The sequence below is a fragment of the Clostridium sp. DL-VIII genome (assembly GCF_000230835.1).
GTDB lineage: Bacteria > Bacillota > Clostridia > Clostridiales > Clostridiaceae > Clostridium.
Map to the genome: position 1 here is coordinate 5,602,330 of NZ_CM001240.1, position 12,985 is coordinate 5,615,314.

8 protein-coding genes are annotated in these 12,985 nt (G+C 30.1%); all 8 read right to left on the minus strand.

Translation table 11 applies throughout. From position 1 onward, the window contains the following. Positions 1 to 3: 3 nt before the first annotated feature. The 8 genes from CDLVIII_RS25560 to CDLVIII_RS25595 all read right to left on the minus strand — a co-directional run bounded on the left by CDLVIII_RS25560 (position 4) and on the right by CDLVIII_RS25595 (position 12,918). Entirely contained in the window at positions 4 to 642 is a 639-nt protein-coding gene (locus CDLVIII_RS25560; RefSeq protein ID WP_009172386.1) for a lactate utilization protein, read from the minus strand. A gap of 669 nt (positions 643 to 1,311) precedes the next feature. After that, entirely contained in the window at positions 1,312 to 1,824 is a 513-nt protein-coding gene (locus tag CDLVIII_RS25565; RefSeq protein ID WP_009172387.1) for a PTS glucose transporter subunit IIA, read from the minus strand. Between the two features lie 395 nt (positions 1,825 to 2,219). Next, a complete protein-coding gene (locus CDLVIII_RS25570) occupies positions 2,220 to 3,473 on the minus strand; it encodes an IS110 family transposase (protein WP_009169073.1) in 1,254 nt (417 codons plus the stop codon). A gap of 612 nt (positions 3,474 to 4,085) precedes the next feature. After that, positions 4,086 to 5,510 carry a 6-phospho-beta-glucosidase gene (gene ascB / locus CDLVIII_RS25575; protein ID WP_009172388.1) on the minus strand — a complete coding sequence of 475 codons (1,425 nt, stop codon included), beginning with the start codon at positions 5,508 to 5,510 and terminating at the stop codon, positions 4,086 to 4,088. After that, positions 5,503 to 6,930 carry a PTS cellobiose/arbutin/salicin transporter subunit IIBC gene (gene ascF / locus CDLVIII_RS25580; RefSeq protein ID WP_009172389.1) on the minus strand — a complete coding sequence of 476 codons (1,428 nt, stop codon included), beginning with the start codon at positions 6,928 to 6,930 and terminating at the stop codon, positions 5,503 to 5,505. Before ascF ends, ascB begins: the two co-directional genes overlap by 8 nt. Before the next feature lie 313 nt (positions 6,931 to 7,243). Beyond that, positions 7,244 to 7,987 (minus strand): MurR/RpiR family transcriptional regulator, encoded by a 744-nt coding sequence (locus tag CDLVIII_RS25585; protein ID WP_009172390.1) that lies wholly within the window; start codon positions 7,985 to 7,987, stop codon positions 7,244 to 7,246. An 830-nt stretch (positions 7,988 to 8,817) separates the two neighbouring features. Further along, complete coding sequence (locus tag CDLVIII_RS25590; RefSeq protein ID WP_009172391.1) at positions 8,818 to 10,554, minus strand: cell wall-binding repeat-containing protein; 1,737 nt, start codon at positions 10,552 to 10,554, stop codon at positions 8,818 to 8,820. A gap of 78 nt (positions 10,555 to 10,632) precedes the next feature. Then, positions 10,633 to 12,918 (minus strand): glycoside hydrolase family 2 TIM barrel-domain containing protein, encoded by a 2,286-nt coding sequence (locus tag CDLVIII_RS25595; protein WP_009172392.1) that lies wholly within the window; start codon positions 12,916 to 12,918, stop codon positions 10,633 to 10,635. Positions 12,919 to 12,985 lie beyond the last annotated feature (67 nt).

The window sequence follows — 12,985 nt, forward strand, 5'->3', positions numbered from 1 at the left end:
AAATTAAAATCCTGCTTCATCAGCTATAACTATAATACTTATCCTACCATCAAACTTCCATCCGTGATTTATTACAGTCAAATAGTTACATATTCTTTTCTTCACATTACAATCCATGCATTTACCTGTTCTTACACAAGGTGTTTCATGGCCTATTCTTCTAGCATTTAGTGGTGCTATAGATTTAATTCTTTTAATAGCTGCTTCTACATCATCCACTAACTTATTTGCACTAGCGACTACTATAACTCTTTTAGGACCAAATATCATCCCAGAAACTCTATTGCCTGAACAATCCATATTAACCAATTCGCCATTTCTTGTTATAGCATTAGTACCAGTTATTAGAAAATCTGCTAATAAAGATTGTCTTTGTATTTCAATGATCTCATCATGAGGTAATTTCTGATATCTATCAAATAGTTTATACTTACCTTCTCTAAATATTTTAAGTAAGCCCATTTCATCTATAGTTACAGAGCCTCCTAATGCAACACTTGCGCCTTCTGTAATCATGCCTAGTACCATATCTTTAGCTTCTTGAAGATTCTCTGCATAATGAGCATCATAGTGATTATCTTCAAGTATATCTACTGCTTCTTTGGCAAGACATCTATACTGCCATTTTTTATTTTCATTCATTATCTTCCCTCAAAAAAACTTTCATAGATAAATTGTTAACGTTAACTTAATGTAAGTATAGCTCATCAAATGTAATAAATCTTATCATTTATTGTTTTTATTATTGATTTTATACATATTTTGTTGTCCATTTAAATTCTTATACAAAACTTAATTTCACAATTATATTCATCAAGTTAGGCTTGAAAGTGCATTTGTCGAGATAAAAATGTCTATTAACACTATTCAGTACTTTTATTCTGAAATTTTTTTATGCATTTGAATTTTTAAGTATGTATTTAAAGAAAATTTGGCAGATAAATATAATGTATTTTTTATTCTTTTAAATATTAAAACGAGTTAATTAATATGTTCAAAAAGTTATACCTTCAAAGAGTACCTCGTGCACAGATTTTACTAAATTATAATTTCCTCGAGAAAATAAAAAAATCGCAGGCGACTATGGAGCCGGAGATTTTTTTTACGCATCTGCCTTTTCGAACGCATGTGAGAAAAATCTGGCAGGCGAATAAGATTTATTTTTTATTCTTTTTGACACACAAAACCTACTTAATTGGCCTTTTCAATAAGTTATCCACAGCTTTAACTTTATTATAAATTCCTAAAGAATAAAAAAAACAGACTGTTCTGTGCAGCCTGCCTTAAATCCTCTAAATACAAATCACTTTCTTATAAAATTTTGATAAGCTTTTCTGATTTTTCTCTATGACCTTGTGCAAGTACTTCTATATCCTTATATTCATCAGTGTTTGTTACAACTATTGCTGTAGTAGTCACATATCCTGCCTTTTCAATATCAGATATAGAAAATGTCATCAGTGATTGCCCACATTTTATTTTTTCTCCAGCTTTCACTAATGGATTAAAGCCTTTTCCGTTCATTTTAACTGTATCCATTCCTACATGAATTAGTAGTTCTATTCCATCACAGCTTTTCAATGCAATTGCATGTTTTGTTTCTGTAATCAAAAGAATTTCTCCATCAAAAGGTGCATATAGTTTTCCATCTTTCGGCTTCATTCCACACCCTTTTCCAAGCATTTCTTCTGAAAATACACCATCATTAATTTCTTTCAAAGAAATTACTTCACCTTCCATTGGTGCATAAATAAATCCATTTTCCGTTTTTTCTATAATTGTTTCTTCTTGCTTTTTATTTATAAATTTTTGAAATATATTCATTATATCACTCCTATCTCAATAAATTGAGTATTTTCTTTATTATTCTCTTAATTTCTTAAGATTTCATTTATATCATAAAGTAGTTCAAATGAATAACTTGAGATTATATTGAATAAATAGATTTATTTTACTTAAGAGTCGTAGAACCCACCAATTAAAGCTTAATATTTCAATTTTTTAAGGTATACACCTCGAACGCTCTAATGCTGACCCTATCATGTCTCCCTGAGTACATATTTTTAATGCCTCTATCATTCCTTCGTTCTGCATTTTAGAGCAGGTGTTGCAGTAATCCTTGTATACTGGGTCAATTAAGCCCTTATGGAGGGTTGAACGCGCTTAACCTTACTCTTTTTAAAGAACAATCTTTTTCCAATACAATCTTTATACTTTCCTTAAGCTACTTTTTGATAACTTTCTAGTCCATGAACTTTGTCATTAGAATAAAGTTCTTTTTTAGTACATAAAACATAAAGGACTTTGATAAGTCTTACGCTTAATGCAACTATTGCTTGTTTTCCTGTAAGTTTATTATTATTTCTTTTTGTAAGATGCTCATAAACTTCTTTAAATGCTTCATTTTTAGCGACCATAACCAATGATGCTTGATATAAAATATTTCTTAAATTAGGCCTACCTCTTTTGCTTATTTCTGTTTTTCCTTTTTTATTGCCGGAACTAGTTTCTTTTAAATTTAAACCTGCAACTTTCTGAATTTGCTTATAATCATCATATTTTGATACATCTCCTATTTCTGCTAAGAAACTAGATGCAGTAACTATACCTATTCCTTTTACACTTAAGATGTATTCTGAATAACCAGTTTGAATTAAATATTTTTGCATTATAAGTTCAATATCATCTATTTGCTTTTGAATGTTTTCTAAATTTTTAATTATAAGATTTAATCTATATCTAGCTCCATCTAAACCGACAGGGACACCTATAGAATTTTCTGCTGCTTCACAAACTAAAGTTGCTTTTTTTATTCCAACTCTATTTTGGGTGGCACCTTTTAGCAATTCTGTAATTTTGTCAATCCCTGTACCTCTTATATCCTTCGGGAACGGGCATTTTTTTAGTATTTCTAATGATGATTTACCTAAAATATCAGAAAATAACTTTCTTAACTCAGGAAAATATTCATCTAATAGCGCTATTAGTCTAACTTTTTCTCTAATTAATTGCTTTTTTAAATCCTGCCTGCTATTACTAGCTATTCTCAAATTAACGTATAATTCATCATCAAACATACATGTAAGATATTGACCTTGATATATAAGTCTTGCTATTACTCTAGAATCCTTTTTATCATTTTTAGTTGGACTATTGTCTTCTAGTTCCTTGGTTTTATTAACATGATAAGGATTTACCAAGCATAAGCTTATGCCTCTATTTTTCAAATAATAGGCGATATTTTTCCAGTAATGACCTGTTGGTTCCATCCCTACAAGAGTATGAACTGTTCCATACTTTTCAGTCAATTCTTTCATTATTTCAAATAGACAATCAAAAGATTCTTTGGTATTCTTTATTAAGAATGGTTTTTTAATATATTCACCATTTACTATAAATTGACCATAGTGGTTATCCTTTGCGATGTCTATTCCTAAAATTAAAGTATTTGGAACCATTATTATATTATTCATTTAAGTTAACCTCCTGATATAAATGTTTTGTCGTCTTGCAAGTGACATACAATATGTTTATATCAGGTTTTTTTATTTCTTACAAAGTCCAAAACACTTTATTACAGGAATACTTGTATTTTACTCTTATTTTTTAATCAGATGATCATTACCTGGATGGCTGTCTCTAAAAGTACTTTCAATTATTATCTGTGTTTTAGATAAATCTTCTACACTCCATCCCATGGTTCTTCTTAAAGTATCCATTTTAGGAGCTATTTTTCTAATTTCTTGACTAATGATATTTATAGATATCTAAAATAAATATTTGACTTATTAAATGAATATATTTACAAATTTGTTAAGACATTAAGGTGATATCTTAACTAGAAATTATAAGCATTTTTGTGAAGAAAACATTTGAAAATGAGCTGTTAAAGGTTCTTAGTTATAGGTTGTTCCACTTTAGCTTGTCAAACTGAAAGTTGGAGCATGCTAAAGTGGATGCAACCTGCAACTTAGTACCTTCAGCGATATTTTCATAGTTTTTCGGAATAAAAATGTTTATAATTTCGGTAAGTTATCTCATAATTCTAAGTTTAGTATTGTTTATCTATAATAATCATTACTTTTTTATATTAAACATTCACCGTTTGTTTCTATTACTTTTTTATACCAATAAAAAGATTTTTTTCTTTTTCTCTCTAAAGTTCCAGTTCCATCATCTTGTTTATCTACATATACAAATCCATATCTTTTACTCATCTCTCCAGTGGATGCTGAAACTAAATCGATGCATCCCCAAGATGTATATCCTAATAGTTCAACTCCATCTTCCATTGCTTCTTTCATTTCTATGATATGCTGTCTAAGATAATCAATTCTATAATCATCATTTATTGAGCCATCCTCTTCTATTGTATCTTTAGCACCTAGTCCATTTTCTACTATAAATAAAGGTTTTTCGTACCTATCATATAGAGTATTCATAGTTATTCTAAGTCCTAACGGATCAATGGCCCATCCCCATTCACTAACTTCTAAATTAGGATTTTTTATAGATTTAACAACATTAGCTTCAGTTTGATTTTCCATATCCTTAGATGCACATCTAGAAGCATAATAACTAAAAGATATAAAATCTACTGTATTTTTTAATATATCCAGATCATTTTCTTCCATTGCAATACTAACTTCTTTTTCCGCAAATACCCTCTTTGAATATGATGGATACTTACCTCTAGCTTGTACGTCTATGAAAAATAAATTTTCTCTGTCCTTTGTATGAGCCATCCATACATCTCTTGGATCACATGAATACGGATAAAAATCTCCTCCTGCAAGCATACATCCAACTTTATTTTCTGGATTTTGTTCATGGGCTATTTTAGTTACTAAAGCACTTGCTACTAACATATGATGAGCTGCCTGATACTTAACCTGATCTTTGTTTTCGCCCTCCTTAAAATATATACCTGCTCCCGAGAAAGGACTATGTATCAGTATATTTATTTCATTAAATGTCAGCCAGTATTTAACCAAACCATCAAATTCTTTAAAACAGCATCTTGCATACTTTTCAAAAAATCCTATCATTTTTCTGCTCTTCCATGATCCATATTTATTAACCAGTTCCATTGGAACATCAAAGTGACATAATGTTACCAATGGCTCTATATTATATTTTTTACATTCTAAAAATAAATCTTTATAAAATTTAATTCCTGCTTCATTAGGTTCGCTATCATCTCCATTAGGGAAGATTCTTGTCCATGCGATTGAAGTTCTAAAAACTTTGAATCCCATTTCAGCCATTAGAGCAATATCTTCTTTATAATGATGGTAAAAATCAATTGCCTCATGACTTGGATAAAATTCACTATCTTTCAAAGTCAAATCTTCTTCTAACCCTAATTTTACTTTCATTCTGTTTATTCCATGTGGTATAACATCTACAGTACTTAAACCTTTTCCATCTTCTCTATAAGCACCTTCAGCCTGATTTGCTGCAATAGCTCCGCCCCACAGAAATTCTTCTGGGAAACTGTATTTACTCATTATCTGCCCCCATTATTTCAATATTATCTTCTGCTGGAATATCTTCAAATCCAAATATTAGAGTTAATACGAAAGATAATACAACTGCTAGTATCATTATTCCAATTATCCAAATAAGGCTTGACGGATTTTGTGGATCAAAAAACTGAACACTTGTGAACAAACCTGGTGCAGCCATAGATCTACTTGCGAGTCCTGCTATCCCTGCTACGGCACCACATACACCACCTGAAATTAATGATGCTATCAAAGGCCTTTTAAATCTTAATGCTACTCCATACAGTGCTGGTTCTGTGATTCCCGCAATTATTGCAGAAGAAGCAGCTGCAATTGCAGTTTGTCTTAACTCTTTATTTTTAGTTTTGAAAGCAACAGCTAAAGCTGATCCTCCTAATGAAAGGTTCGCACCTATTTCTGAAGGCATTACCATTCCTTCCATGCCTGTTTCTGCTATAGTTGTTAATATAGTTGGAGTAAATACTCTATGCATTCCAGTCATAACAAGTAGTGGCCATAAAGCTCCCATTATTGCTACTGATACCCATCCTAATTGGCTGTGAACAAAATAAACTAAAGATGATATTGCTGTACCAATCCATATACCTAAAGGTCCTATTAATCCAATTGCTATTGGCGCTGCAATCAATACTATAATCGCTGGTTTTAAGAAATTTTTAGTTACTTCTGGTGTTATCTTATCTACAAATCTTTCAATATATGATAATATCCAAGTCATACAAAGTGCTGGTATTACCGTATACGTATACTTAACAGATGCAATAGGAATAAACGCTAAAGTTACTTCATTACCTTCTGATGCGCTTACCATTAGTTTCATAAAATCTGGATGCACCATAAGGCCTGCTATTGCAACAGCTAAATAAGTATTAGTTTTAAATTTCTTAGATGCTGATACTGCCACCATAATTGGAAGGAAATAAAACGCTGCATCTCCCATAGCATTCAGTAAGGCATATGTAGTACTGTCTGCTGGTAGTACTTTTAACATAGATAAAATCATTACTACTAACTTTACCATTGAACCACCAATAATTGCTGGTATCAATGGTGACATTGTACTTACTAATGCATCCAATATATTAGTTCCAACTTTTTTGATAGTTAGCTTTTCTTTTTTTATCCCTTTTGCAATGTCACTTTCATCTCCAAAGTTTCCTAATTTTAAAAATTCCTTATAAACATAAGATACATTATTTCCAATAATAACTTGATGTTGTCCACCTTGATTCACATATCCCATTACTCCATTAATTTTTTTAATCTCATCTACATTTACTTTTGAGTCGTCCTTTAAACAAACTCTTAAACGAGTCATACAATGAGTTACGCTTTCAATATTTGAGATACCGCCTAAATTATTCGCAATCGTTTTCGCAATTAATGCATAATCCTTTGCCATTTTATTACCTCACTTATATTTATTATTTTCGAATAGCTATTGAATTTATCTTAATGTTAATTTAAAAAGCGAATTTTGTCACTATGTAAACCTTTATAAAAAACATGTCTGTTCTTAAATAACTTGTTATTGCAAAAAAACAAAATGTTTTTTTGCAATCAAAATCGAAATATGTTCTTGACATTTCATATATTTAAATAACTGTGATTAACAAACAAAAAGAGTAATTAAAATAAGCTTTATCAACTTGAGTTAAAAACTTCAAATTAATAAAGCTCTATGTAAAATACTTTTATTTTTCATGCATAGCTATTTACTCATCTTGTATAGATTCTTCTCGACGATTTTGCAATTTTCTTCCAATCCTCTCTATTATACTTATGATTGGAATTTGAGTTGTAATATCATATATTCCTATTTTAACATATGGTACATAATAAGGTATATTATAATCAGACATTTTCGCTATAGTGCAATTTTCAGTATTAGTAATACTAACAATACAGCAATTATCTTTTTTAAATCTATTTATATGGCCTATAATATCTTTTGATTCTCCAGATACAGAACATACTATCACAACTGAATTTTCATAAAATTTACCTGTAGTCGGGTAATACGGATCATCAATGCATAAACTAAATTGTCCAACACTTGATAGATATCGTGCTCCATATCTTGCTACAATTCCTGACATGCTACTTCCTATAAAAATTGTTCTCTTTGCTTTTAATATGGCTTTTACTATTTCCTCTATCTTTTCATCATATTCTTCAGTATTCGTTTTCTTAAAGAAATCAATTATCTCTGTATTATCTTCACTTACTTTTTTAATTTCTTTTTCTTCTATAAATAATTTAAATTTTAGTTTAAACTCTGAATAACCACTACAACCTATTTTTTTGCAGAAATTTAATATGGTTGTAGTTGATACATGAGATTCAACTGCTAATTCCCTTATTTTCATATATCGAACCTTATCTTTATTATCCATAATATAATTATAAACAGAAATTTCTAAATCATTAAGACTTTTGATTTGACTATAACTGAACATATAATACTTCCTTCCATTGGACTATTGCCTCTACATTATATCAATTGATAACGTTTTTTTCAATCGATGTATAAATAAACAAAAAGAAAAGATCTTAGCTTATATTAGCTAAATACAAATCTTTAACTCCTAGAAATGGACTATATTTAGCCAAACTATTAAAAGAAAAACTTGATTTTTATAATTAATTTATCTCTATAATTATACTTGTGCACTGAATAGGAAAATTTTAAGCTACTAGTCCTAATTTGGGAAATAACTGAATCTAGATTTATCCCGTTATCGTCACAGGAATGTGCAAAACCAACTATTTGTACCAAATAATTGTTATAGAAGTAAGATATTGTATCTCCTAAAGTCTTTAATTTAGGTCTCTTACTATTTTTAACTTTGAAAATCTCGAGGAATGTATATGTTAATGGAATTTTACTTTACCATATAGAAAAAGGGAATACTTAAAGTATTCCCTTTACTTATATTTATTAAAATATACTACATGCTCATTGGGCTATTTTATGTACAATAATTAATGAACTACGTCTAACCTCAAATTCCATATCCAATTTCAGTAAATTTATCACTCACTTATGATATGTTTCTCTTTTACAGATGCTAAATTTCTTAAAATCTTTACTTATAATATTATATTCTCTTATATTGTTATGTATATAAAATATTCCTCTAAATCTATACAAACTAAAACAATCCACGAAAATTCAAATTTTAGATTTTCGTGGGTTTCATGGTGGAGGCGAAGCACGACTTTTGAAATTCACTATATTTAACTAAAATAAACCTAATTTTTCAATTGTCTCACATACATACATTAACTATTTAATCCAAGCTCCTGTGGCATCTAGTACATATCCATCAACAGTCGTGTTCTCCAACATAGCGCCTGATTCATTTAGGTAATACCAACTTCCTTCGTCACTGATCCAACCTGTTTTCATAACCCCTAATTCATTTAAATAATACCAAGTTCCTTTGTCGTTGATCCAATCAGTAGCTTTAGTTCCATCGGCTTTGTTATAATTCCAAGTTCCATCTATAGCCTGTACCCATCCAGCCGTTGCTACTGTTGCAGTTGTTACACTTGCTGCAGCTGTAGTTGTTGCAGTAGATGCCACTGTAGGTTTTGTAGATATTACTGAATAAATCTCTTTATCTTTATTCCATAAAATCATATTACCAACATTCTCAACTGTAAATTCATTTAAAGATGAATCTATTTTATAAGTTTTATTCCAACCACCATTATTATCATATGAGTATACATATCCGTCGGATACTCTATAAAGAACTCCTCCTGAAGCTGCTACAGCACCTACTGTACCAAGTGTTGAATCATCAGCTTCTTCACAATCTTCTGTATCTATATTACCTTCATCCAAGTAATTCCAGTTACCATCTGAACTAAATTCGTAAGGTCTAATTGTCACTTGTGTACAATCTGAATTAAGAGCATATATTGAAATTTTTCCATCCATTATAAAGTAGTTACCAGTTATCATTTTGCCTTTTCCATCAATTCCATCTACAGCATTACCATGTTTATCAGCAAGCACGTAATTAATTACAGTCTGAGGATATTTAGCTCCATTTATCTCATTAGGAGCTGCTGCTTTTGATAATTTTTGAATAACATTATAGCTTATTTCAGTTTGATCTCCTTTCACATCAGTAAATGCTGTCTTTATATCTTTATTTTTATCTATAATTTCTACTCCATTAATTGCTTTTATTGGTGAATCACTCATAACTGTAATAGTTGCCCATCTATAAACATTGTTTTGATCGTGATCTATATTAACAATATTACTAAGACTTGCACTTACTTTACCATCTTTAATGTCCTTTGAATCTTCTGTATTGCTAATAGTAGCTGCACCAGCAGTAGTTGTTTCGACTTTGATTTTGCCTAAATTATAGTCGCCATCAATATAATTTCCATTTATGTCACAATAAACATTAAAATAGTAGTTTCCTTTACTATCGATTTGCGCATATTTTTTTTCATTATCACTTGTAGCATATGTAGTCATAAAATAATTACCTGGTCTTCTTGAAATATTATGATCATCATATTTTTTTAGAATTTTGTCTGACTTATCATATCTATCTGTTGCATCTTTGATTTTGCTTTTTAAAGCTTTTCCTACTGCATCTAACATGTCTTGCTTTGCATCGGTATCGGTTACAGTTCCATTAGTCATATCAACAGTATAATCTGCTGTATACAGATCATTACTTAATACTCGAGCATATTTACTCGCAAAGTTAGAAGCTATAGATCCTTGCTCAATCTGATTATTCTTATTATTAGAACCAGATAATAATTCATTATACTTTCCATCTGGTGATACATAATAAACAGCTTCACCTTTACCATCAATATCCCCATCAATGTAATAAGCACCGTTATTGAATGATGCTGCACTTTCTATAGTGCCTTCATGTACATCAATTGTCTTAATTTCTGCTGCACTTACCCCCTCAGGTACTAGTGAAACAACAGCAGCTGCTGCTACTAATAATGAAGTGATTTTGTTTCTTCTTTTAATCATTTTTATTTCCCCCTTGTATAATCTATCTATAACATTTGATAGAAAACCATTTATCTTGATACTGAAACTTTATTGATCTTATTTCTTTTGTATAACATTTAATTCTGTATTAATAACAGTTAACAGTTCCTTTGGTATGTTAAACCTTGATCTCTTAGACATGCTGTCTATAGTCATGAGCCCCATCATAACCTTAAACTGTTGACTTTCAGCTATATCTCCAAAATATTTTATAAATACAGCTTTTGCCTGCTCATCTTTATAAAGTTCTTCAATTGTATCAAAAGTTGAATAATGTCCTTCTTTTATAGCTACTTCTTGAACATTAGATAAATCGAATTTTTGGAACCAGTTAGTAACATGTGTTTGTTCTTCTGGTTTTTTAAGTATGTAGCTTTCATCTGCCTCTTTAACATGCTTCAAAATCATTTCATCAGTATAAATAGCTCCATTTTCATCAAAAGCCTCTGCCTTAATTTTGTTTTCTCCTAAAACTAATTTAACTGCTTCAAATTTCTTTATTGGTTCATTGCTATTAATTTCACTTACGAATTCATTATTTACATACAGTTTAATATTATCAACATTTGAAATCACCACTATATCATTTAACTCCTCATGCCTATTTACAAATCTGCTGCCAGCCAATTTAACAAAATGCTCCTTTGACCAATATGCTTTACAGAGATAAAAAGAATCTTTTTTTATCTTTCTGTCTATGGTTACTAGACCTTTTTGATTTCTCCCCTTTTCTCCTCCTTCATTTCTAATTTCGCTGCCAAAATCAAACATAGCCCATATATACCCGCCCAAAACAAATTCTCTCTCATTAAAAGTTTTTAGCGCATTATTTTGGAACAATAACTGATATTCTTCTGTATAATCCTTTACTGTTGGGTTATATGAATGAAGCTTAGGGTTAGTATCAACCCCGTATTCTGTAACCATAACTGGTATATTAGGTCTTGCCTTATGAAATTCATCTAATCTTTTTCCCAAGTCCTGCATTTCCTTATAATACCATCCGTAATATAAGTTATAACCTACAAAATCAGTCAATTCATTAAGCTTACTCTCATTAGCCACTGAGTGAATATTAGCCTGTGCTATAAATCTGTTGGAATCTAATTCTTTAGCCATAATTGCAAGTTCTTTTACCATTTCATGTATCTGTTCATTTTCTATTGCTATAGTGATTTCATTTTGAACACCCCAGCAATAAATAGAACTATGATTATACGCCTGCTTAATTAATCTTTCTAACTGTTCCTTAGCATTTTTATTTTCCTTATCAGAAGTGGTTGGAATACTGATAAAAGGAATTTCAGCCCATACTAATATTCCCTCACGATCACAAAGGCTGTAAAAATAATCATTATGTTGATAATGAGCAAGTCTTATAGTATTTGCACCTATTTCTTTAATAATTGACATATCTAAATCCATGTGTTCTTTAGTTAAAGCATTACCAATACCTGCGAAATCCTGATGGCGGCTTACTCCATTAAACTTAATAGCTTTACCATTTAAAAATACTCCTCTATCTGGTGTTATTTCTATGGTCCTAAATCCAATTTCTATGCTTCGTTTATCACACATCATTTCTTCATAGTATAATTGTGCTTCAAATTTATAAAGATAAGGATTTTCTATTCCCTGCCACAATTCTGGATTATTTATTTCTTCTATTAATTCAAATTCCGAATCTTTAGATATGTTAATATTAACCGTTTTCTTAAATATTATTTTTTCTTCTTTATTTAATAATTTAAATTCAATCTTAGAAGCTTTTGTTTCTTTTAATTCATTTATGACTTTTCCATTTATTTTTAATTCAAACTTGTTCTCACAAATTCTCTTTTGAGTTAAGTATATGCCATCTCTACCGTTATCCATTAAATCAAAGTGAAGATCATCTGCTACTACAAGGTTAACTTCACGATATATTCCTCCATAAAATGAAAAGTCAGCCATTAGTGGATATACATCGTCATGTCGACTGTTATCTACTATAATTGAAATAATGTTTTCTCCTAAATGTAAGAATGGATTTAAAAATACCCTAAACATTGAAAATCCACATTTACTGCTTCCAGCCAATTCTCCATTTACATATACTTTAGAAATAATAGCCGCGGCGCCTATTTCTAGAAATATAAATTTATTTAATTCCTTTTCTGTTATATCTAATTTTCTTTGATAACAGCATTCTCCTTTAAACATTCCCTCTCCGCTTTGCCCATCTACATCATTAAAACAATGGGGTAAAGTTACATTTTCACCTTCAGAGATTTCTTTTCCTATATATTCTTGAGTTTTTTCTTTAGTAAATATCCATTTATCATTTAAATTTATTACTTTCACAGCACTATCCTCCATATATACGTAATATCAAAAGTTAGAAATTCAACCATCACTAAAGGTGATGGTT

Bases quoted from the DNA above. Each gene is read 5' to 3' on its own strand.
- CDLVIII_RS25560 (WP_009172386.1), bottom strand. From the start codon at position 642: ATGAATGAAAATAAAAAATGGCAGTATAGATGTCTTGCCAAAGAAGCA.
- CDLVIII_RS25565 (WP_009172387.1), bottom strand. From the start codon at position 1,824: ATGAATATATTTCAAAAATTTATAAATAAAAAGCAAGAAGAAACAATT.
- CDLVIII_RS25570 (WP_009169073.1), bottom strand. From the start codon at position 3,473: ATGAATAATATAATAATGGTTCCAAATACTTTAATTTTAGGAATAGAC.
- ascB (WP_009172388.1), bottom strand. From the start codon at position 5,510: ATGAGTAAATACAGTTTCCCAGAAGAATTTCTGTGGGGCGGAGCTATT.
- ascF (WP_009172389.1), bottom strand. From the start codon at position 6,930: ATGGCAAAGGATTATGCATTAATTGCGAAAACGATTGCGAATAATTTA.
- CDLVIII_RS25585 (WP_009172390.1), bottom strand. From the start codon at position 7,987: ATGTTCAGTTATAGTCAAATCAAAAGTCTTAATGATTTAGAAATTTCT.
- CDLVIII_RS25590 (WP_009172391.1), bottom strand. From the start codon at position 10,554: ATGATTAAAAGAAGAAACAAAATCACTTCATTATTAGTAGCAGCAGCT.